The organism is Streptomyces sp. HUAS MS02, assembly GCF_055702265.1.
Window position 1 is genome coordinate 50545 of the sequence record NZ_CM146747.1, and the last position, 21099, is coordinate 71643.

Genomic DNA, 21099 nt, shown 5'->3' on the forward strand with positions numbered 1-21099 from the left:
TACAGCCGCCGAAGCGGCCTGGACGCAGCAGAGGGAGTGCCGGCAGCCAGGCACGATGTCATCGATGTGATGACGGGTGGCGCTGGGCGGCATCGGCCAGGTCCGCAGCGGACGGAAGCGAGCGAGTCAGTCTCGGCGGAAGCAGCCGCCGCCCGGAGGGCACCGGGTGAGGATGGCCCCGCATCGGCCACATTCCCGGCGCCCGCACTTGGGTCCACGGCCCGGCAGGGCCGAGGAGTCCAAGTCATGGACAGCCTTCGTCCCGTCCTTTTCGCCAGCTGCAGGGGGTCGGAGCCCACGGCTTCGAAGACCCCGACTGACTGATGGCGTCAGTTCTGGCCGCCGTGCCCCTCAGAACCCACCCTTGAACCGGTCCTCCGGGCCTCCCGAAGCAATGCCGCTGGGCTGACCTGATCGGATGCAGCGCCACGGGTTTTCTCGTCGTTTCACAGCGCGGCCGATGAGTTTGCGGCTCCCAGCCGGTCCAAGCTCGTGACAGCCCAGGAAAGGACACCGCCATGTCGGAGCTTCTCGTCGATTTCATCACCTCCCTCGACGGCTACGCATCGGGAGAGGGATGGCCCGGATTCTGGGGCCTCGAAGGACCGGAGTACCTCGCATGGCTCGGCGAGCAGCCCGAGGCCACCTACCTGATGGGAGCGAACACCTACCGCCTGATGTCGGGCTTCGCCGCGGGCGAGGTCCCGGAGGGCCAGGACGAGTTCAGGCCCGAAGAAGAGGCGTCCGTCGACCAACTCACGCAAGCGTCCAAGGTGGTGTTCTCCTCCTCCCTCGAAGAGCCACTGACGTGGGCCAACTCCACGCTGGTCCGCGACGACGCCGTCGAGGCGGTCCGTGCCATGAAGGCGAACGGCACGGGGCTCCTCAGCACGATCGGCAGCCTCAGCCTGTGCCGGTCCCTGCTGCGAGCCGGACTCGTCGACCGCTTCCGGGTCGTGATGTTCCCGGTGATCACCGGGGCCACGGGCGCAGAACGCATCTACGACGGCTACCCGGACGTCGCCCTGGAGATGATCGAGCACCGCACCTTCGACGGCCGCACCCAACTGGTCGAGTACAAGCCCCGCGTGCTCGAGCATCCGCCGCTCGGCGCCCCTGCGTGACGTCGGGTCCGGGTCGGGGGGATGGCGACAGGGTTCCTCTCGCATCCGGAGGCGATCCGCGGCCTCAGCCGACACGGCCGAGGTCGGGTGGCGCACGGTCGGCGGTGACTTCGGGGTGCGTCACCCCGAGACGGGAGAGGACTCCGGGTACGGCACCCCTGTCGTGCGTGCCGGCAGGGGTGCGATCGCGGGCGCGGTCCTGGCGGACGCCATGTTCGGCAAGCAACTGGTGCAGCCGGCAGGATCCAGATCCTTCACGATGCTTGGGCAGCAGAGGGACAGGCCTGCTCTGTGCACGCCAGGCACCACCGCCACCGCCACCGCCACCGCCACCGGGCCCGTCGGGCTGCGGTGGCCGTTCCGAGGAGCGATGGCGGCCCGCGAGGTGAAGGAATTCCTTCAGTTCAGGATCGCGGTGGCTTCGATCTCCACCAGGTGGTCGGGTATGTCCAACGCCGCAACGCCCAACAGCGTGGCCGGCGGGGCCGGGGTGACGCCCAGCTTCGCGGACGCGCGATCGATCCCCTCCAGGAGCTGGGGCATCTTGTCGGGGGTCCAGTCGACGACGTGGACATTCAGTTTCGCCACATCGTCGAAGGAACCGCCGACCTCGGCCAAGGCGGTGGCGATGTTGAGATAACACTGCTCGACCTGGGCGGCGAGATCGCCCTCGCCTACCGTGGCTCCTTCGGCGTCCCAGGCGACCTGCCCGGCGATGAAGACCAGTTTCGTTCCCGTCGCGACCGCCACCTGCCGGTAGACGTCGATCTTGGGCAATCCGTCGGGGTTCACCAGTGTGATGGCCATGCTGTCTGCCTCCTCATAGAGGGAGCCCGTGGGCTCTCCGCCACCGGACCAAGGGCGCCTCGGTCTCTTGTGGTTACTCAGGAACCGTAGGAGAGTGGCTGCTGACGTGGAAGTACGCACTTTTCAGTGACTGGAGAACCTCACGGTGACCAAGCAGTTCACAGGCTCGCCCGACGAAGCGGATCTTCGGCGCGCGGACTCTCTGGCACGGGAGATCTTTTCGGACGTTGCCAACAAATGGGCACTTTTGATCATCGAGGCCTTGGGAGAGCACACCCTGCGCTTCGGCGAACTGCGGAACGAGATCGAGGGCATCAGCCACAAGATGCTCACCCAGAACCTGCGCATGCTCGAGCGCAACGGTCTGGTCGAGCGGACGGTGCACCCCGTCGTGCCGCCCAGGGTCGAGTACGCCCTCACCGAGCCGGGCCAGGCCCTGCGGGTGACGATCGACGGACTGTGCGACTGGACCCACCGATACCTCGGCCACATCGAGACCTCCCGGCACCGCTTCGACGCCTGAGACGGACGGCTGCGTCGCTCGAAGAGCAGGCGGGTGGCGCGGCAGGCGCCGCTTCGCGTCAGGCCCTGGTGGGTTGCTGTGCCTGGGAGCCGTCGGCCGCGAGCGGAAGGCCGCGCAGCGACAGCGCGCTTCGGAGGGGTGGAAGTCGGCTCGCATTGCAGTTCGCAGACCGTCTCGGCCAGCCGCCGGAGGCCCTGCCACGGGTCGGGTTCCCGCTCGCAGAGACAGCGACGGCACACCGGGCGCTGGAGGCGGGCGGGGTGCGGGGCGAGTACGTGGTCCGGGTCGAGTAGGACTCGTCGGGAAGGCGCTGGTCACAGCCACTCGTTGAGGACAGCGGCCAACCGGCCGCTCCCGGCAGCGCCCGGGAGTACGGCGCTTTCTCTCGCCGGGTAGCTTGGGCCGCACGCGCGAACTGGCCACACTCCGCCCCGACTTCCGCAGGCAATGGGCCGCGCACGACGTCGGCATTTGCCACGGCGGCATCAAACGACTCCGGCACCCCGACGTCGGACAGCTGGAACTGTCCAACCAGTCCGCCCGGAGCCGCGGAGCAGGCCGCTCGGCTGAGTCGGTCGGTGAGTTCCGCTGCCCGGGAGGGACCCGGCTGGCGGTCTCCGATCCGACCACCATCGACACCACGCCGGCCACTTGGGCTGGGTGACAGGGGTCAACGCGACGAAGGCTGCTCGATCTTCCCGCCCCGATGATGTGTGGGGATGTGGCCCTTCGCCCCTGGTGGCAGAGCGTCAAGGCACTCCTGGGAACAGGCGTTGACCAGGAGTGGCAGGACGTCGGTCGCCACCAGCCGGGAGAGCCATGCCTGGTGTGGGCCCGTCGTGGGAATGGGCCCGGCACAGACACTGCAGGTGCGGACCGCGCTGCTGCCCCAGCGGGACGGCGCCAGGCTTTCGAGGGACAGGTCCGTGTCGCCGGGCGCGCGGAGCGGCGGGAACGGCGGCCGGTACTTGTAGTTGCCGTAGATCGAGCGCGTGCTCACCGTGCTGTTCACCAGCCGAGCGCACCGTGTGATTTCGTACGGGAACCAGTGCAGCCGTCGCGAGGTGTACGGGCTGAACTCCTCCAGGCTCGTCATGTCTCCGATCTCCGGAGGTATCCGCACCAGGTTGCTCCCGTACAGCACGAGGGTCCGCACCGCCGTCAGGCGCCCGATCGACGCCGGCAGCGTCACGATCTGCCGCCGCTCCTCCGGACTCAGCTCCGGCAGCGGGCGGAACTCCTCTCGCCCATCCGCCGCCGCCTCCTCGATCAGCTCCAGCAGCCGGAGCCAGCCGGGAGCGCGGGTGTCCTGGATGTCACCGTGGAAGGACGTCCCCGCGCCGGGCGGACTCACCCGGCCCTGGCTGAAGCAGTGGCAGCGGTCCTGCGGCACCCCGGGCCGGGAGTCCACCGCCTCGGGAAAGCGGTTCGGGAAGACCTGTGGGGGCAGTTGTTCGTCCGTCATGGCGCAACGATACGGACGTGGTGGCCGACGTGGTGGCCAGTACGGCACCAACTGGTCTCCCTGGCAGGTGACATGACCGCCCGCCCTCCCCCACTCCTCGGTGATGCCACCTGTCGGCGAGGGCGGCCACCACACGGCCCGCCGAAGGTACGCGCCGTCGTCGTCCATGCAGGGCAGGATTTCCCTGATGGCCTCGGTGTTGAGGCCTGCTGCAAGCCGGATCCGGATGCGGCGGACTGTCTCGGCGTGCTCATCGGTGTAGACGCGGTATCAGGCGGCCGTCCGGGCGCTGGGGATGCTGTGGAGCCTGGCGATGCCGTTGTCACGGCTACATCCTCGGCCGACGCCGGCTCATCGGCGGCCTCACCGCCGGCTTCGGCAAGTGAACGGCCGGTTCCATGCGCCGCGGCAGCCGCTCAGAGGTGGCCGTCCAGCAGTTGCCGTACCTCGGCGGTGGTCATGGGCCCCGTGCCGTGGGCCACCACCTCTCCCTCCTTCAGCAGGACGCAGGACGGGGCTCCGGTGATCCCGTATCGCTCGGTCGCGGCCGGACAACGCGTGATGTCGGCGCGGACGACCGTCAGACGGCCCGCGCAGTCGTCGGCGACGGCGCCCACGACGAGGTCCATCACCCGGCAGGGCTCGATCGCCTTGGGCCATGTCCCGGTGAAGTATGCGAGGACCGGCACTCCGCTCATTCCGAGGATGAAATCGAACTCCGCGTCCTCGCGGGGGCGGTGGACCCGCTTCGTCATGGAAGCTCCTGACCTCACGTTCCGTCTTTCCGTCCCCATCATCCCTCGCGCGGGGTGCCGGTCCGGGGCGCATGGTCCACCGGATCCGGTCGAGCCGCGTCAGTCGGTCCGCAGACCGACCGCCAGCGTCAGTTCCAGGACCCGGTCCGGCGATGCCAGGTCCGGAAACAGCTCCCTCAGCTGGGACATCCGGTAGCGGACGGTCTGGGGATGGACGAACAGCGCCGCCGCGACCTCGTCCCGCCTGCCCTGGTGCAGCAGCCACGCCCGCAACGTCTCCTCCAGCCGCCGGCCGGTCGCGGCAGGCAAGGCCCGCAAAGGGGCGAGGGCTCGGGCACGCAGGTCCGCGAAGGCGTCCGCGTCGGCGCTCAGCACCAGCTCGGGCAGGTGGTCCTCGGTGTCGCGAATGTCAGCGGAGAGGGAGCGCGCGCGTACGGCGCGCGCGTACGAGGCCGACGCGCGCGCCCACGGCCGGGCCGGGCCGACCACGGCGCTGCGGTCGGTCAGCTGCCGCAGGAGATGTGACCGGTCGGCATCGGGGACGAGCAGCACGCCGGCGGCGTCCGGCAGATCGTCGAGGACAAGGGTGTTCGGGTCGAGCACGCGGTAGGCGGGCCGGGCCTGGGCGGCGGGCAGCAGGACCGCGGTCAGCGAAACCGGAGGCTGCCACCCGGCCCGTTGCGCGGAGGCCATCAGCACGTCCGAGCTCGCGTCGGCGAGGAGGTCGCGGGCCAGGTGCTCCAGGTGGCGCTCGTGGGCCCTGCCCCGGGCGGCCAGCTCGTCGGCGTGGCCCGCGGCGCTCGCGGCGGAGAGCTCGTCGATGTAGGCGAAGGTCAGCTCGGCGAACTTGGCGACCTCGGCGGCGGGCAGCCCCGCGGGGACGGCACCCGCCGCCAGACATCGCCAGGCCACGCGGGCGCCGACGCGGTAGGCACTGAGCAGTGCGTCCATCGAACGGCCGTCGCGGACCTCGCCGCGGCCCAGCTCGTAGGCCGCGTCCCCGGCGTCGCCGCCGGTGGCGTTCCCGCTCGCGAGGTCCAGGTAGTGCCCCAGGGCGGTGCGGACGGCGCGGCGGATGGTGGCGCCCATGTGGCCCGACAGGGCGCCTGCGTAGGGAGGGACCTCGTCGATGATCGCCTGGACGACCTCGTCGGCAGTGGTCCTCAGCGCGGCCCGAAGTGCGGTGACCGTCGTCTCATCCAGGGCCAGCTCGCTGACCCTGCGGATCGCGTGACTCATGTTTCTATTCCCTGCGAACAATTCAGCCGACCAGATTCACATCCTGCGGTCAGGACTTTACGCCCTGAGGCACAGCAAGCTGGACTCATGACGAGTACAGCCCTCCGCAGCAGGGCGTGGAAACTGCTGGAGATGGTCACGACGCCGCTGCTGCCGTCGGACTACCTCGACCTGGTCAGCCCGCTGCGTGCGGGCGCCGACCTGCGAGGGCGCATCGAGGCCGTGCACCCCGAGACGGGTGACGCCGCGACGATCGTGATCAGACCGGGACGGGGCTGGCGCGGCCACACGGCCGGTCAGTACGTGCGGATCGGGGTCGACGTCGACGGGGTGCGCCTGTGGCGTGCCTACTCGGTGACGTCGCCGACGAACCGCCAGGACGGCCGCGTCACGATCACCGTGAAGGCGATCCCGGACGGCAAGGTCAGCAACCACCTGGTCCGCAGGGCGAAGCCGGGCACGCTGATCCAGCTCGACCACGCGACCGGTGACTTCGTGCTGCCGCGGGCCAAGCCCGCCAAGGTGCTCTACCTGACGGCCGGCAGCGGCATCACCCCGGTGATGGGCATGCTGCGCGACACCGAGTTCGACGACGTCGTCATGGTCCACTGCGCGCCGCGGCCGCAGGACGTGATCTTCCGCGACGAGCTGCACACCCTGGTCGCGGACAAGAAGCTGCGGCTCACCGAGGTGCACACCGACACCGACGGCATGCTCGACATCGCCCGTCTCGACGAACTCGTGCCCGACTGGGCCGAGCGCGAGACCTGGGCCTGCGGGCCCGCGGGCCTGCTCGACGCCGCCGAGAAGCACTGGAGCGACCACGGCGTCCCGGAGCGTCTGCACACCGAGCGCTTCCGCCCGAGCATCGTCGTCGCCGGCGACGGCGGCGAGGTCACCTTCAGCACCACCGGCAAGACCGTCGACGCGGACGGCGCCACGCCGCTTCTTGACGTCGGCGAGGAGGCCGGTGTGCTCATGCCCTCCGGGTGCCGCATGGGCATCTGCTTCGGCTGCGTCACGCCGCTCAAGGCGGGCGCCGTCCGCGACCTGCGCACCGGCGAGATCACCGAGGCCGAGCCGGGCGTCCTCATCCAGACCTGTGTGTCCGCCGCCGCGGGCCCCTGCGACATCGAACGGTAGGAGCACCTTGACCGCCATCGACCCCACCGCCCATCTGACCGCGGAGCAGATCGAGGAGCTCGGCCGCGAGCTGGACGCGATCCGCGACGAGGTGATCGCGAGCCGCGGCGAGAAGGACGCCGCCTACATCCGCAAGGTCATCTCGGCGCAGCGCAAGCTGGAGCTGGTCAGCCGGGGCGTGCTGCTGTTCTCGTTCTTCCCGCCCGCGTGGATCATCGGCACCGCGGGTCTGTCCGTGGCCAAGATCATGGACAACATGGAGATCGGCCACAACATCCTGCACGGTCAGTGGGACTGGATGCGGGACCCGAAGATCCACTCCACCACCTGGGAATGGGACCACGTCTCCCCCGCCGACCAGTGGAAGCACTCCCACAACGAACTCCACCACACGTACACCAACGTGATCGGCAAGGACAACGACCTCGGCTACGGCATCATGCGCGTCGACGAGGACCAGAAGTGGCACCCCTTCCACCTCGGCCAGCCGCTGTGGAACTTCATCAACGCCTGCTTCTTCGAGTACGGCATCGCCGCCTACGACCTGGAACTCGGCAAGAACCTGCACAAGCGCCGCCGCAACAACCCCGAGTTCCGCGCGCGGGCCAGGGCCGTGGGCCGCAAGATCCGCAAGCAGGTGCTCAAGGACTATGTGATCCACCCGCTGCTGTCGGGCCCGTCGTTCCTCACCACGCTCGCCGCCACGTTCACCGCGAACCTGGTCCGCAACATCTGGTCCCACTCGGTGATCATGTGCGGGCACTTCCCCGAGGGTGTGCAGGTCTTCGAGCGCCGGTCGATCAAGGGCGAGACGCGCGGCCAGTGGTACCTGCGCCAGATGATGGGCTCGGCGAACATCAGCGGCAGCAAGGCCATGCACTTCATGACCGGCAACCTCTCCCACCAGATCGAGCACCACCTGTTCCCCGACCTGCCGAGCAACCGGTACGCCGAGGTCGCGGTGAAGGTGCGCGCGCTGTTCGAGAAGTACGAGCTGGAGTACGTCACCGGGCCGCTGCCCAAGCAGGTCTTCTCGGCGTGGCACAAGGTGGTCCGGCTCTCGCTCCCGAACAAGAAGCCCAAGGTCAAGACCCCGGACCGCGAACAGGAACTCCTCGCGGCCTGAACCCGGGCAATGGTTCAGGCCCACCGACCGAGCCCGGCGGTACCGCCGGGTTCGGTGAGATCCGTCGGGGACGGCGGACGGCCGCGACATCAGTCCGAGCACTGGCCAGGCCCTGGCAAGCCCTCGCGAGGTGTCGCAGCGCGGCTACCTGCCACGGTCGGGCCCGGTGCTCGGGAGCGTGCGCGCTCTCGGTTTCTCTCATGACCCGTTGGGGCACGGCCACCACGCTCGTCGACTGTCCCACCTGAGCGAGGAAACGGAGGGGGAAGGGGAAGGGGACCAGGTTGACCCTCGACATGGTCGAGGCACCAGAGTCCTGGGTGTGGAGAGCGAGATGCGCAGCATTGGAGAAATGGCCCGGGACAGCGGGCTCGGGGTGAGTGCCCTGAGGTTCTACGACCGTGCCGGCGTGCTGGTCCCCGCCTGGGTGGACCCGGTGAGCGGGTACCGCTGGTACGCGCCCGAACAGCTCGAAGAGGCCCGGCTGCTGGGCCGGTTGCGTCGGGCGGGCATGCCGCTGGCCGACATCCGGCTCATCCTGGCCGGCTGGGGCGGCGCGGACACGGAACTGGTGCGCGGTCTGCTGCAGGCGCACCTGCGCCGTCTCGAGTCGGGGCTGTCCGATGCCCGCAGCGAGTTCTCCACACTCCGAGCCTTACTCGACCGCAGGGAGACAGCCTCCATGACCTCGCTTCACACCACCGCCGCCGCCCGGTTCTCCGTGCCCGCGCCGGAGGTGGCCGCCGCGTTGGACGCGGTCCGTTTCGCGGCCGGTACCGACGCGGAGCTGCCGATGCTCGGCGGGATCCTGTTCGACATCGAGGGAGAACTGCTCCACCTCGTGGCCACCGATCGCTACCGCATGGCGGTCGCGCGAACACGTACGACCGGGCACGGCGGGCCCCGCACGCAGGTGGTGGTGCCTCTGCCGCTCGCCGACGCGATGCGGGCCCTGCTGACCGGCGAGGAGCCCGCCGAACTCATCGTGGACGGTGACCGGGTGACGCTCGAGACCGGGGACCGGCAGGCGGCAGGGCAGAGTCTCGGGGGTGAGTTCCCCGACTACCGCCGCCTCGGCCACCTCCCCGCCGGGCGCCGGGCCCGCGTCGGGACGGCGGCCTTCCGCCAGGCCCTGGAGACCGGCCCGGTCCGCGAGGGCGAGACGCGGGAGCAGGACAGCGAGCCGTACGACCTGAGCGTGCTCCGGGTCGCGGAGAACGGGACCGTGATCGTCTGCGCCGACGGTGACGACGACCCGGACAACGTTGCCGTCAACCGCGAGTTCCTGCTGGACGGGCTCACCGCCGGGGCCCGGGACGAGCTGATCCTCGAACTGGGCGCGCCCACGGCCCCGCTCGCGATCCGTCGGCCCGACGACGAGCACGCCTTCTCGCTGCTGATGCCGGTCCGTCTGGAGGACCAGATGGCGGCGTGACGGGCCACGGTCCTGGACATCGACGGAGACTGCGCTCAGTCGTCGTGGCCGGCCTCGGCGGGAGTTCGTCTGGAGCCCGGTACGGCTCCTGGGCGCCGCTCAGCCTGCAACTGGCGTGCATACTGGGAGCGGCCCTGCCGCACGTCCTGATGCGTATCGGGACGGGTTCCACGGACGCAAGGCTCGTAGGTCGGCCGGATGGGCAGCCTGCCTCCTCATTGTCAAGCATGTACGGCGGCCTGCTCGTGGCCGTGGTGCTGACGACGCTGTCCCCGGCGGTCTCGGGCATGGCGACCGCTCTGCCGCCCGACGCCGACTTCGCGGTGTTCCCCCAGCGAAACCCCAGCCTCCTCTCCATTCCTGAGCCCCGCACGCAGACCCGTTGACCGGCCCGCGCACTCGCGCCGGCCGGTCGTCCGGGCCTGGGCGGAGGCCATGCGAATTCACATGACAGTGGGAGAGCGGCTCAGCGATCATCGGCCGATGACCACGGGACCGGACCTGTCTGCGCACCGCGTGCCCTCCACCCGCAGGGTGGTCGCGGCCAACGTGCTCCGGCCATTCCACCGAGCGGCGGCCGTCAGGGGCTGTCGCCGCCCCAGTCCCAGCGGGACGGGTCGCCCGGGCGCGGGTCGTACAGGGCCCGGCCGCCAGGGCCGAACTGTCCCAGCTCCGTGGCCAGGGCGACACCGTCGTCGATCTTCTGCGGGCTCCAGCCGGTGATGTCGAGCAGCAATCCGTCCAGCGGCCCGCCCACCAGTTCGGCGTAGCTATGGCCCGGCTTCGGGCCCGGGTGGTCGTGGTCCGCGCCGTAGATGCGGCCGCGCATCAGCTGCTCATCCTCACTGTCCATACGGTTCAGCTTCTCAGCCGCCACCGACAACGAGGCCGGTGCAGTTGTGCAGCGCACGGTCCCGAGACCGGGTTCTTTGGGCAGACTGGGCGCATGACAGCGACATCGATGGCCAAGGGCGGCAACCTTCCCGTCGCCGCCACGGCGGTACAGGTAGAGCTCGGCTGGTCCGGGGGCCACGGTGCGCCGGACGCCGACGCCTCGGCGCTGTTGCTCCGTGCCGACGGGCGGGTGAGGGACGACGGGGACTTCGTCTTCTACAACCAGCCCCAGCACGCCTCGGGTGCCGTGCGTCATCTGGGGAAACAGCGGACCGGTGGCGGTACGACGGACACCGTCGGGGTGGATCTGGGGGCCCTGGAGCCGGAGATCGAACGGGTCGTTCTCGGTGCCTCAGCGGACGGTGGCACCTTCGGCCAGTTGTCCGGTCTGCGGCTCCGGCTGCTCGACGCCGGGACGGGTGCGGAGCTGGCGCTGTTCGAGATGGAGGCCACGACAGAGACCGCGTTCATCGGCGGAGAACTGTATCGGCGGGCCGGTCAGTGGAAGTTCCGCGCGGTGGGACAGGGGTACGCGTCCGGACTCGCGGGGCTGGCCACCGACTTCGGGATCAGCGTGGACGACGAGGCGAGCGCCACCGCCTCGACGGCTTCCTCCGCCCCCACTCCCCCGTTCCCGTCCACCCCCGCTTCCTCCGCCGCGCCCACGCCCGTACCCGCCTTCCCGTCCGCACCCGCCGCCCCCACTCCCACACCTGCCGTCCCGAACGCCGGACCCCACGCCGGCCCTCCCACCCTGCCCCGGACCCCGGCGGCCCCCGCCCCGCGTCTGGTCAAGGGCGAGGAGCAGTTGCCGGTGGACATGCGCAAGCGGCTCTCCCTGCGCAAGGAGCAGATAGCCGTCAGCCTGCGCAAGCACGGGGCGGAGGGAGTGACCGCACGCGTCATCCTGGTCCTGGACGCCTCCGGGTCGATGTCGTTCCTGTACTCGAAGGGCGTCGTGGCCGATGTCGTGGAGCGGATGGCGGCCGTGGCCGCCCAGCTCGACGACGACGGTGAGATGCAGGCGTGGACGTTCGCGTCGAACCCGGCCCGGCTCCCGGACCTCGCCCTGGGTGACCTGCCGGAGTGGCTGCGGCGCCATGTCCGGGTCGGTGAACTGACCCTGTTCCGGCGCAAGAAGCCGCGGAAAGGTCTGCTGCCGGGCCAGGTGGACATGCGCGCGGTCGGCATCCAGAACGAGGAACAGAAGGTGATCGCCGAGGTGCGGGCGTACGTGCGCGAACACCCGGCGGCCGCCCCCACCCTGGTCCTCTTCTTCTCCGACGGAGGTGTCTACCGGAACAAGGAGATCGAGACCGAACTGCGGGCAGCCGTGGACGAACCGCTCTTCTGGCAGTTCGTCGGGCTGGGCCGCTCCAACTACGGCGTGCTGGAACGGTTCGACACCCTGCCCGGCCGACGCGTCGACAACGTGGGTTTCTTCGCCGTCGACGACATCAGCCGCGTACCGGATGCCGAGCTCTACGACCGGCTGCTGTCCGAGTTCCCGTCATGGATACGCGAGGCACGGCGGCTGAACATCATCTGAGTCGGCGCCCGGAAGACCGGTTCAGGTTGCTGTGAGGGCGGCGGCGCCGAAGGAGACGTCGAAGCGGTCGCACCAGACGGTGACGCTGGTGTACCGGGAGGGGTCGACATCGTCGGGCAGGGGGTAGTTCTGGCTGCCCTTGTTGCCCTTGAGCTTGCCGAGGCTGACGTACGCGCCGTCGTCGAAGACGTGCCAGCCGGCCCTGCCCTCCTTGACCGGGGCGTCGGTCAGCCACACGCGCAGGTCGGGGCCGTTGCTGGTGTCGAGCCGCTCCAGCCGGATCACGTGGGTGCCGTCGGCGAGCCGTACGAGCTTCACCGTGCCCGTGGTCGGGTGCTCGTGGCTGATCAGCCCGCCGCTCGCCACCGTCACGGGTCCGCTCGGCGCGGAGGAGGAGGGGGAGGACGACGCTCCCGCGTTCGCGTCCGGCTTCGTCCCGGGGGTCGAGGAGGCTTCCACGACCGCGCCGGGCAGGGACTCCGTCACCGTCCGGTCCTGCCAGAGCTTCCACGGCTGGAACCAGTACAGCCCGGCGGCCACGCCCACGCACATGACCGTCACCGCCGCCAGCCCGGCGATCAGTCGCCTTCTCGGCCTGCGCCGCCTCATGCCGATCCCGCTTCCTGTCTGATGTGTTGTCGTACGTGTCGTTCGTGTGGTCACGTTCCCCATCCAACGCCGTGCGCGGTCCTCCTGCCCCGGCTCCGCCGATGACGAAATCCTTACGTCTGCCTCGTCGGCGTCTTGTCGGCCTGCCGTCGCCTTACGGAAGCGTGACGTCCCGGGCGTGGCCCTGGGGCGCGGCGGGTGGCCGCTTCTAGCGTGGGCGGCATGCGAGTACTGGTCACCGGCGGTGCCGGATTCATCGGGTCCCATGTCGTCGACGCGCTGGCGGCACACGGGCACGAACCCGTCGTGTTCGACACGGCGGTGGACGCGGGCGCGGACGTCCGGGACGGGGAGGCCGTGGCCCGCGCGCTGGACGGCGTGGACGCGGTGTGTCATCAGGCGGCGATGGTCGGTCTCGGCACGGGCTTCGCCGATGCCCCGGAGTACGTCTCCCGCAACGACCTGGGGACGGCCGTCCTGCTCGCCGCCATGGCGGACGCGGGTGTGCGGCGGCTCGTGCTGGCGGGGTCGATGGTGGTGTACGGGGAGGGAAGCTACGAGTGCGAGCGGCACGGGGTGGTGCGGCCGGGTCCGCGGATCCGGGCCGATCTCGCGGCCGGACGCTTCGAGCCTCTGTGCCCCGAGTGCGGGGCCGAGTTGTCGCCGGGGCTGGTCGGGGAGAACGCGCCGGTCGACCCGCGCAACGTGTACGCGACGACGAAGCTCGCCCAGGAGCATCTGGCGACGGCCTGGGCCCGGACGACGGGCGGGGCTGCCGTGTCGCTGCGGTACCACAACGTCTACGGGCCCCGGATGCCACGCGACACTCCGTATGCGGGGGTCGCCTCGTTCTTCCGTTCCGCGCTCGCGCGCGGAGAGGCTCCCCGGGTCTTCGAGGACGGCCGTCAGCGGCGGGACTTCGTCCATGTCCGGGATGTGGCGGCGGCCAATGTGGCGGCGCTGGAGGCGGATACGGCCGAGGGCTCGCTGGTCGCGTACAACACCGGGAGCGGCGAGCCGCACACCGTCGGGGAGATGGCGCGGGCGCTGGCCGCCGCGTGCGGCGGACCCGAGCCGGTGGTCACCGGCGAGTATCGGCTGGGGGACGTGCGGCACATCACCGCCGACTCGCGACGGCTGCGGGCCGAGCTGGGATGGAAGCCGGAGGTCGGGTTCGCGGAGGGGATGCGGGAGTTCGCGCGGGCCGGGATGCGGGGTTCGTAGCCCCTTCTGGACCGGTGGTGCTGCCCGTGTTCAGGAAGCGGCCGCGGGCAGCACCACCTCGAAGCGGCAGCCGCCGGGAATGTTGTGTACGGAGGCGTGCCCTCGGTGGGCCTCCACGATCCCCCGGACGATGGCCAGGCCCAGGCCCGCTCCGGCCGGGGGTGTGCGGGAGTGGGTGCCGCGCCAGCCGGTGTCGAAGACGCGCGGCAGGTCCTCCTCGGCGATGCCGCCGCAGCCGTCGGAGACGGAGAGCACCACGCCGTCGGGGGACCGTTCGGCGGCCACCGCGACCGTGCCGTCGGTCGGGGTCCGGCGGATGGCGTTGACCAGCAGGTTGGCGAGGACGCGGCTCATCTCCCTGCCGTCGACCTCGACCGGCACGGGTTCGACGCGCGCGCCGACGAGCCGGACGCCGTGTTCCCGGGCGAGCGGGTCGGCGCCCGCCAGTGCGTCGCCGACGAGGTCGTACAGCGACATCCGGGAGAGGGAGAGCGTCAGGCTGCCCGCGTGGATGCGGGAGAGTTCGAAGAGGTCGCCGACCATGGCGTCGAGGCTTTCGACCTCCGTGCGGATCTGCCTGAGATAGCGGTGGGGGTCGGCTGCGACCCCGTCCTCCAGGGCCTCGGCCATCGCGCGCAGACCTGCCAGGGGGGTGCGCAGGTCGTGGGAGATCCAGGCGACGAGTTCACGTCGCGAGGATTCCAGGGCGCGTTCGCGTTCCCTGGACGCGGCGAGCTTGGCGCTCGTGGCGGCCAGCTCGGTGCTGAGTGCGGCGAGTTCGGCCGTGGCCGGGCCGTCGGGGGCCGTGAAGTCGCCGCCGTCGCCGAAGGACCGCGCGGCGATCTGGAGGGCGCGGCTGCGGGCGACGACCCAACGGCCGAGGAGCAGCGCGGTGGCCAGTGAGACGACGGCGGCCATGGCGACGACGGTGGTGACGACGCTCAGGTCGTGCGGGGAGAGGAACATGGCCCAGGCGACGGCGAGGGTGCCGGCGAGCATGGAGGCCACCGCGACGGCGGCCACCACGGTGAGCGACGCGGTGAGCGAGCGGCGGCGCAGCGGCCACAGCACGAGCGCGCCCAGCAGTCCGGCCGCGCAGGCACCCAGGAACGCGTACAGGGCGATGAGCACGTTGGCGGTCATCGTCAGTCCTTCCGGCTTTCGAAGGGGGCGTGCGGTCCGTCGCCGACGACGGGCGTGCGCGTGGGGTCGAAGCGGTAGCCGACGCCCCAGACCGTCTGGATCAGCCGGGGCCGCGCCGGATCGTCCTCGATCTTGCCGCGCAGTCGGCGGACGTGGACAGTGACCGTGGACAGGTCGCCGAAGTCCCAGCCCCATACCTCGCGCATCAGGTCCTCCCGGCTGTGGGCGCGGCCCGGGTTGCGGAGGAAGTAGGCGAGGAGGTCGAACTCCCTTAGTGTCAGGGCGAGTTCGTCACCGTCGCGGGTGGCGCGGCGGCCCGCCGGGTCCAGGGAGAGGCCGGCCGAGCTCAGGAGGCGGGTGTCCGGGGCGGGCCGTGCGCGGCGCAGTACGGACTCGACGCGCAGGACCAGTTCGCGCGGGCTGAACGGTTTGGTCACGTAGTCGTCGGCGCCGACCTCCAGGCCCAGGATGCGGTCGTCCTCGTCGCCGCGCGCGGTGAGCATGATGACGGGTACCGGGCCCCGGGTCCGCAGCAGACGGCACACCTCCAGGCCGTCCATGCCGGGCAGCATCAGGTCGAGCACGACCAGGTCGGGCCAGTGCGCCTCGGCGGCGGCCAGCGCGGCGGGACCGTCCTCGGCGCGGTCGACCGTGTACCCGGCGCGGTCGAGGTACCCGGTGACGACCTCGGCGACCGTGGGGTCGTCGTCCACGACCAGGACGCGCGCGGCCGCCGGCCCGCTCGGTTTCTGTTCCATGCGGCCAGCCTCGCACCTCGTCGGGCGTGCGGAGGGTGCGGACGGCGCGAAGGGCCGTCGACGTCCCCGTTTCGTAAGGACGCCACGTCCGATAAGGGAACTTTGTCCTCGTAGGCTGAAAGCCGTGACTACCTCCTCTCCCCCGCCTTCGGGCGTCGATGTCGTGCTGCCCTGCCTGGACGAGGCGGAGGCCCTGCCCTGGGTGCTGGCCCGGATTCCAGCCGGGTGGCGCGCTCTGGTCGTGGACAACGGTTCGACCGACGGGTCGGCGGACATCGCGCGAGGGCTGGGCGCGAGCGTGATCCACGAGGCGCGCCGCGGCTTCGGTGCCGCCTGCCACGCCGGGCTGACCGCCGCCACGGCCGACATCGTGTGCTTCTGCGACTGCGACGCCTCCCTCGATCCCTCGCTCCTCGTCCCCTTCGCCGACGAAGTGGCGGACGGGCGGGCCGACCTGGTGCTCGGCAGACGACGGCCGCAGGGCCGGGGAGCCTGGCCCGCGCACGCCCGGGCCGGCAATCTGGCGCTCGCCCGGATGCTGCGCCGCCGCACGGGACTGCGTCTGCGCGACCTGGGCCCACTGCGTGCCGCCCGCCGCGAACCGCTCCTCGCCCTCGGACTGACCGACCGGCGCAGCGGCTATCCGCTGCAGATGGTGGTGCGCGCCGCCGACGCGGGCTGGCGCGTCACGGAACACGACGTGCCGTACCTGCCGCGCTCGGGGGCTTCGAAGGTGACCGGTACCTGGCGTGGCACCTGGCAGGCCGTACGCGACATGAGCCGCGTCCTGAACGAAGCACCGGCGTCGGTCGAGGCGGGAGGGGTCCGCCGATGACCACGCTGCTCGTCATCGCCAAGGAACCGAGGCCGGGCCGGGTGAAGACCCGCCTCACTCCGCCCTTCACCCCGGAGGCTGCGGCGGCGCTGGCCGAGGCCGCGCTCATGGACACCCTGCGTGCGGTGGCCGCGGCTCCCGCGGACCGCCGTGTCCTGGTCCTGGCCGGAGAGCCGGGGCCCTGGCTGCCGCCCGGCTTCGACGTCGTACCGCAGCAGGACGGAGGGCTGGACGAGAGGCTCGCCGCCGCGTTCGCCGGCTGCGACGGCCCCGCCCTGCTCATCGGCATGGACACCCCGCAGGTCACGCCGGACCTGCTGACCGTGGAACTCGCCGGACGCGACGCGTACTTCGGTCCGGCCGAGGACGGCGGTTTCTGGGCGCTCGGGCTCGCCGAGCCGAACCCCGCTCTGCTGCGCGGGGTGCCCATGTCGACGCCCCTCACCGGGGCGGTCCAGCGCGCCCGACTGGTCTCCGCCGGTCTACGGGTCCACGACCTTCCGGTCCTGCGGGACGTCGACACGGCCGCCGACGCCGAAGCCGTCGCCGCGCTCGCGCCGCACAGCCGGTTCGCGGCGGAGCTGTCCCGGCTGCGAGCGGTCAGCGGCCGATGAGCGGGCCGGGGCAGAACACCATGCGACGGCCGGACTGGTCCTCGGATCCCTATGCCGACGCCCTGCGCTCCGGTCGCGGGCCGCTCTTCCTGCGTCGGGGCGACGGCTGGCTGCTGCCCCTGGAGGTGGAGCGGTGGTGCGCCCGCGCCGACGCGGTGGACCTCGAGGTCCTGGAACGGTGCGAGGGAGCCGTCCTCGACGTGGGGTGCGGCCCGGGGCGGCTGGTCGCCGAACTCGCCGCCCGGGGGCGGCCCGTGCTCGGCATCGACATCAGCCGGGCGGCCGTCGCCCACACCCGGCGGCTCGGCGGCCAGGCCCTCGCCCGCTCGGTGTTCGAGCCGCTGCCCGGCGAGGGCCGCTGGGACACCACACTGCTCCTCGACGGCAACCTCGGCATCGGCGGCGACCCGTCCGCCCTCCTGCGCCGGACGGCCGAACTCCTGTTCCCCGGAGGCCTGTTGATCGCCGAAACGGTGCCGATGGACGTGGACGAGCGGGCCGAGGTCCGCCTCGTGAGCGGCATCGAGACGGGCGGGGAAGGCGAGTCCCCGTTCCCCTGGGCCCGCCTCGGCACACCCGCGCTGCTGCGGTACGCCCGCCCGCACGGCTGGCGCCCCTGCGATCAGTGGTCGGCGGGCGGGCGCTCCTTCGTCGCCCTGCGCACCCGCAGCGCCAGCAACAGCGCCGAACCGCCGAAGAGCAGGGCTGTGATCAGCAACCAGCGGCCGAGGAAGCCGTCGGCCGGCCTCCCGGTCGCGGACGCGTAACGCTCCGTCACCCGCCCGCTGATCAGCGGGAACCACACCAGCAGGAGCAGTCCGGAGAGGGCCGCGGGCACACGCACGTACGCGGCCCTCCCCTGCCTCCCCGAGGGCGTGGGCGGCGTCCCCGCCCGGCGACCGGCAGCGGACGTCGCGCCGACGAGCGCGCGGTCCGCCGCCGCGTACAGCGGTGCCAGGACCAGGTCGTGGACGACCGCGAGCCCGACGAACCACAGCGCGACGCCGAACCAGTCGTCCGCCAGCAGTCGCACCCCGGCGTACCCGGCGAGCGTGAACGAGCAGGCCAGAAGCAGCAGTTGAAAAGGACTGCCCAGCGGCAGGCGGTACTTCCCCCCGCCCAGCGGCAGGCGGTACTTCCGGTACTTCCCCATCACAGGTCTCCGAACGTCATCCGGGCCACCCACTTGGTGTTGAGCACACCGGGCGCGGCGGGCACGATGACGCGCGCCGGATAGCCGTGGTCGGGGGACAGCGGCTCACCGTTGACGCCCAGGGCGAGCAGGGAGCGCGGGTCGCGGACCTGGTTGGCGCGCAGAGCGGCCCGGCGGAAGGCACCGCGCCGCTGGAGGGACTCCACCAGGACATCGGGGGCCGTCCCGGCCTCGTATCCGACGAGTGTGGCGAGGTCGCCCAGCCGTACGCCCCGCCACCACTGGTCGGAGGTGGACCAGCCCTCGACGCAGGCGATCGGCAGCGCCGCACTGTGCTGGGGCAGCTCCAGCAGCTCGGCGCGGCTCAGTCGGACGGTCCCCGAAGGCCCCGTGACGACCAGTCGCCACGCCTCCTCGCTCGTCTCGGCCGCGCTGATCCCCCTCGACGCGGCCGTCTTGTTGATCTGGAATCCGTTCGGCCCGCTGCCCGGCTCTGCGCCGCCGTGCGGGGCGAGGACGGCCGTACGCCGCAGCGGCCCGTCGAAGTTCTGTCCCACGGTGGTGGCGAGGAGCAGCAGCGAGCCGCCGCCGACCAGCCCGAGGGCACCGCGCCGCGACACGGTGGGCTCGGCCGGGTTCGGGGAGACCAGCGACGGCTCCTCCGACGACACCGGAGGCGGGGCGGCTTCCTCTTCGCCCGCCCGCATCCGGCGCAGGTTGCGAAGGGCGGCCGGCGCCCTCAGCACCACGTGCACCGTGAACGCCGCGAAGAACACCCACGCTCCGTAGAAGTGCAGCGGATAGAAGGAGCCGGGGAAGACGTAGTCGAGCTGGACGTTCAGCACTCCGGTCACGAACTCGAACAGCACGCCGCCGACCAGCATCAGCAGCGAGACCCGTTCCAGGGCATGGGCCCAGGACCGCGCCGGAGGCAGCTGGAACAGCCTCGGCAGCACGGACCACAGTTTGGCCAGGAGGACCGGGACCAGGGCGATCCCGAGCGTGACGTGGACGCCTTGCGTGAGCCGGTACAGCCAGTGCGGGTCCGTCGGCCAGGGGAACAGGTAGAAGCCGAGAACGCCCTTGGCCGGGGTCTTGTCGTTCACCGGCGACAGACCCGGGTTGTAGGCGGCGTACGACAGCAGCCCGGTCACGAACAGCACGGTGATCCCGGCGAGCAGGATCACGCCGAGGACGGAGGTGAACCAGGGGCCGCGCAGCGGGCTGCGCCAGAAGGCGGGCGAGGAAGGAGACCGTTCCATGCTCAGACGCTAGGCCCGGACCCCTCGGTGAGTGGGCGCGCGACTCATGACGAAACACTGACGTCCGTGCCTGTCGGGCGGATACCGGGTCCCCTCCGGCCTAACGTCTCGGGCGTGAACCGTGATCACCGCCGCGACCTGTACGCCGTCGTCGCCGCCGCCCTGCTCGTCGTGACGGCCGCTGTGGTCGGCATGGCCATCAAACGCGCCGAGGACGTCCTGCACGTGGGATGGCCACCCCTGTACGCCAACTGGCTGCCTCACACCGGCCCCGGCACCCCCGCCGCGATCGCCGTCGCCGTCGCCGTCGTGGCGTACGGCCCGACGCCGGCCGCCCGGCTGCCCTGGCGGCCCCTGCTGTGGACCGTGTGGGCCGCCGCCACGGCATGGACGTTCTCCCTCGCCCTCGTCGACGGCTGGCACCGCGGCATCGCCCGCCGCCTGACGACCAGGTACGAGTACCTCCAGGTCATCGACCGCTTCGACGACATCCACGCCGCCCTGCGGAGCTTCACCGACCACATCCTGCTCGGCACCGCGGACCACTGGCCCCCTCATGTCGCCGGGCACCCTCCCGGGGCCACCCTCACCTTCGTCCTCCTCGACCGGATCGGCCTGGGCGGCGGAGGCTGGGCCGGGGTCCTCGTCATCACCGCCTGGGCGACCGGCGCGGTCGCGGTCCTCGTCACCGTACGGGCGCTGGCGAGCGAGGCACTGGCACGCCGCGCCGCCCCCTTCCTCGTCCTGGCCCCGGCGGCGGTTTGGGCGGGCACCTCGGCCGACGGGTACTTCGCGGCGGTCGCCGCCTGGGCCGTGGCCTTCCTCGCCCTGGCGGTGACGGGGCACCGGCCACGCGCGACCGCCTTCGCCGCCGGGCTCCTCCTCGGTCTCACTCTCTACCTGTCGTACGGCCTCACCCTGTTCGCCGTGATGGCCGCCACCGTCCTGCTGCTCGGCTTCCGACGGCTGCCGATCCTCCCGTACGCGCTCGCCGGACTCGCCGTCGTCCCGCTCGTGTTCACCATGGCGGGCTTCAACTGGTGGGAGGCGTACCGCCTGTTGGTCGAGCGCTACCACCAGGGTGCGGGCGGCTTCCGCCCGTACGGCTACTGGGTGTGGGCCAATCTCGCCTGCACGGTCCTCGTCGTCGGCCCGGCCACCGTGGCGGGCCTGCGCCGCACGGGCGCCCTGCTCGCGCGGTGGCACGCCTCGCCCGTCGCCGAGCGCCGCCTCGGCCTGCTGCTGTGCGCGGCCCTGCTCATGCTGGTCGCCGCCGACCTGTCCGGGATGAGCAAGGCGGAGACGGAGCGGATCTGGCTGCCGTTCGCGCTGTGGCTGCCGGCCGCGTGCGCCGTCCTCGACCGCCCCCGGGCCTGGCTGACCGCGCAGGCGACGCTGGGCCTGCTCCTCAACCACCTGCTGCTGACGGGCTGGTGAGTCG

At 71.5% G+C, this 21099-nt stretch carries 23 protein-coding genes; 14 read left to right on the top strand and 9 right to left on the bottom strand.

Going from position 1 to position 21099, the window contains the following annotated elements:
- Positions 1-518: 518 nt before the first annotated feature.
- On the top strand, positions 519-1124 hold the full coding sequence (locus ACZ9QC_RS00285; RefSeq protein WP_472918173.1) for a dihydrofolate reductase family protein: 606 nt from the start codon (positions 519-521) through the stop codon (positions 1122-1124).
- A 399-nt stretch (positions 1125-1523) separates the two neighbouring features.
- On the opposite strand, the gene ACZ9QC_RS00290 is transcribed toward ACZ9QC_RS00285, so the two are convergent.
- Positions 1524-1931, bottom strand: coding sequence for a RidA family protein (locus tag ACZ9QC_RS00290; protein WP_472918174.1), 408 nt, complete (start codon positions 1929-1931; stop codon positions 1524-1526).
- A 145-nt stretch (positions 1932-2076) separates the two neighbouring features.
- On the opposite strand from ACZ9QC_RS00290, the gene ACZ9QC_RS00295 reads away from it, so the two are divergent.
- The 3 genes from ACZ9QC_RS00295 to ACZ9QC_RS00305 all read left to right on the top strand — a co-directional run bounded on the left by ACZ9QC_RS00295 (position 2077) and on the right by ACZ9QC_RS00305 (position 3118).
- A complete protein-coding gene (locus ACZ9QC_RS00295; protein ID WP_230223749.1) occupies positions 2077-2454 on the top strand; it encodes a winged helix-turn-helix transcriptional regulator in 378 nt (125 codons plus the stop codon).
- Between the two features lie 155 nt (positions 2455-2609).
- Positions 2610-2747 carry a hypothetical protein gene (locus tag ACZ9QC_RS00300; RefSeq protein WP_472922001.1) on the top strand — a complete coding sequence of 46 codons (138 nt, stop codon included), beginning with the start codon at positions 2610-2612 and terminating at the stop codon, positions 2745-2747.
- A gap of 104 nt (positions 2748-2851) precedes the next feature.
- Complete coding sequence (locus tag ACZ9QC_RS00305) at positions 2852-3118, top strand: MmyB family transcriptional regulator (protein ID WP_472918175.1); 267 nt, start codon at positions 2852-2854, stop codon at positions 3116-3118.
- A gap of 6 nt (positions 3119-3124) precedes the next feature.
- Here the strand turns inward: ACZ9QC_RS00305 and ACZ9QC_RS00310 are convergent, their stop codons facing one another.
- The 3 genes from ACZ9QC_RS00310 to ACZ9QC_RS00320 all read right to left on the bottom strand — a co-directional run bounded on the left by ACZ9QC_RS00310 (position 3125) and on the right by ACZ9QC_RS00320 (position 5913).
- Entirely contained in the window at positions 3125-3919 is a 795-nt protein-coding gene (locus tag ACZ9QC_RS00310) for a leucine-rich repeat domain-containing protein (RefSeq protein WP_472918176.1), read from the bottom strand.
- A 416-nt stretch (positions 3920-4335) separates the two neighbouring features.
- Positions 4336-4674 (bottom strand): thioredoxin family protein, encoded by a 339-nt coding sequence (locus tag ACZ9QC_RS00315; protein WP_472918177.1) that lies wholly within the window; start codon positions 4672-4674, stop codon positions 4336-4338.
- Between the two features lie 99 nt (positions 4675-4773).
- Positions 4774-5913, bottom strand: a complete 1140-nt coding sequence (locus ACZ9QC_RS00320; RefSeq protein ID WP_472918178.1) for a PucR family transcriptional regulator — start codon at positions 5911-5913, stop codon at positions 4774-4776.
- Between the two features lie 87 nt (positions 5914-6000).
- Between ACZ9QC_RS00320 and ACZ9QC_RS00325 the strand changes: the two genes are divergently transcribed.
- From ACZ9QC_RS00325 to ACZ9QC_RS00340, 4 genes are all read left to right on the top strand, one after another.
- A complete protein-coding gene (locus tag ACZ9QC_RS00325) occupies positions 6001-7056 on the top strand; it encodes a ferredoxin reductase (protein WP_472918179.1) in 1056 nt (351 codons plus the stop codon).
- A 7-nt stretch (positions 7057-7063) separates the two neighbouring features.
- Complete coding sequence (locus ACZ9QC_RS00330) at positions 7064-8182, top strand: fatty acid desaturase family protein (RefSeq protein ID WP_472918180.1); 1119 nt, start codon at positions 7064-7066, stop codon at positions 8180-8182.
- 334 nt (positions 8183-8516) lie between these two features.
- On the top strand, positions 8517-9617 hold the full coding sequence (locus tag ACZ9QC_RS00335; protein ID WP_472918181.1) for a DNA polymerase III subunit beta family protein: 1101 nt from the start codon (positions 8517-8519) through the stop codon (positions 9615-9617).
- A 218-nt stretch (positions 9618-9835) separates the two neighbouring features.
- Positions 9836-10003 carry a hypothetical protein gene (locus ACZ9QC_RS00340; RefSeq protein WP_472918182.1) on the top strand — a complete coding sequence of 56 codons (168 nt, stop codon included), beginning with the start codon at positions 9836-9838 and terminating at the stop codon, positions 10001-10003.
- Between the two features lie 194 nt (positions 10004-10197).
- On the opposite strand, the gene ACZ9QC_RS00345 is transcribed toward ACZ9QC_RS00340, so the two are convergent.
- A complete protein-coding gene (locus ACZ9QC_RS00345; protein ID WP_472918183.1) occupies positions 10198-10470 on the bottom strand; it encodes a hypothetical protein in 273 nt (90 codons plus the stop codon).
- A 93-nt stretch (positions 10471-10563) separates the two neighbouring features.
- On the opposite strand from ACZ9QC_RS00345, the gene ACZ9QC_RS00350 reads away from it, so the two are divergent.
- Complete coding sequence (locus tag ACZ9QC_RS00350; RefSeq protein ID WP_472918184.1) at positions 10564-12060, top strand: VWA domain-containing protein; 1497 nt, start codon at positions 10564-10566, stop codon at positions 12058-12060.
- Between the two features lie 21 nt (positions 12061-12081).
- Here ACZ9QC_RS00350 and ACZ9QC_RS00355 read toward each other — a convergent pair whose 3' ends face one another.
- Positions 12082-12669: a DM13 domain-containing protein gene (locus ACZ9QC_RS00355; RefSeq protein WP_472918185.1), complete on the bottom strand. Its 588-nt coding sequence runs from the start codon at positions 12667-12669 to the stop codon at positions 12082-12084.
- A gap of 222 nt (positions 12670-12891) precedes the next feature.
- Between ACZ9QC_RS00355 and ACZ9QC_RS00360 the strand changes: the two genes are divergently transcribed.
- The gene (locus ACZ9QC_RS00360) at positions 12892-13893 is read left to right on the top strand and encodes an NAD-dependent epimerase/dehydratase family protein (RefSeq protein WP_472918186.1); all 1002 of its coding nucleotides are present in this window, start codon (positions 12892-12894) and stop codon (positions 13891-13893) included.
- 30 nt (positions 13894-13923) lie between these two features.
- Here the strand turns inward: ACZ9QC_RS00360 and ACZ9QC_RS00365 are convergent, their stop codons facing one another.
- Both ACZ9QC_RS00365 and ACZ9QC_RS00370 read right to left on the bottom strand, forming a co-directional pair.
- Complete coding sequence (locus ACZ9QC_RS00365; RefSeq protein WP_472918187.1) at positions 13924-15036, bottom strand: sensor histidine kinase; 1113 nt, start codon at positions 15034-15036, stop codon at positions 13924-13926.
- A 2-nt stretch (positions 15037-15038) separates the two neighbouring features.
- Positions 15039-15794 carry a response regulator transcription factor gene (locus ACZ9QC_RS00370; protein ID WP_472918188.1) on the bottom strand — a complete coding sequence of 252 codons (756 nt, stop codon included), beginning with the start codon at positions 15792-15794 and terminating at the stop codon, positions 15039-15041.
- Between the two features lie 115 nt (positions 15795-15909).
- Between ACZ9QC_RS00370 and ACZ9QC_RS00375 the strand changes: the two genes are divergently transcribed.
- Genes ACZ9QC_RS00375 through ACZ9QC_RS00385 form a run of 3 tightly spaced genes read left to right on the top strand, consistent with a single transcriptional unit; the run spans position 15910 to position 18010 of the window.
- Positions 15910-16629, top strand: coding sequence for a glycosyltransferase family 2 protein (locus tag ACZ9QC_RS00375; RefSeq protein ID WP_472921973.1), 720 nt, complete (start codon positions 15910-15912; stop codon positions 16627-16629).
- Positions 16626-17243: a TIGR04282 family arsenosugar biosynthesis glycosyltransferase gene (locus ACZ9QC_RS00380; protein ID WP_472918189.1), complete on the top strand. Its 618-nt coding sequence runs from the start codon at positions 16626-16628 to the stop codon at positions 17241-17243. Before ACZ9QC_RS00375 ends, ACZ9QC_RS00380 begins: the two co-directional genes overlap by 4 nt.
- Positions 17240-18010 carry a class I SAM-dependent methyltransferase gene (locus ACZ9QC_RS00385; RefSeq protein WP_472918190.1) on the top strand — a complete coding sequence of 257 codons (771 nt, stop codon included), beginning with the start codon at positions 17240-17242 and terminating at the stop codon, positions 18008-18010. The genes ACZ9QC_RS00380 and ACZ9QC_RS00385 overlap by 4 nt, the downstream gene beginning before the upstream one ends.
- Before the next feature lie 385 nt (positions 18011-18395).
- Here ACZ9QC_RS00385 and ACZ9QC_RS00390 read toward each other — a convergent pair whose 3' ends face one another.
- The gene (locus ACZ9QC_RS00390; RefSeq protein WP_472918191.1) at positions 18396-19658 is read right to left on the bottom strand and encodes a molybdopterin-dependent oxidoreductase; all 1263 of its coding nucleotides are present in this window, start codon (positions 19656-19658) and stop codon (positions 18396-18398) included.
- 114 nt (positions 19659-19772) lie between these two features.
- On the opposite strand from ACZ9QC_RS00390, the gene ACZ9QC_RS00395 reads away from it, so the two are divergent.
- The gene (locus ACZ9QC_RS00395; protein ID WP_472918192.1) at positions 19773-21095 is read left to right on the top strand and encodes a hypothetical protein; all 1323 of its coding nucleotides are present in this window, start codon (positions 19773-19775) and stop codon (positions 21093-21095) included.
- Positions 21096-21099 lie beyond the last annotated feature (4 nt).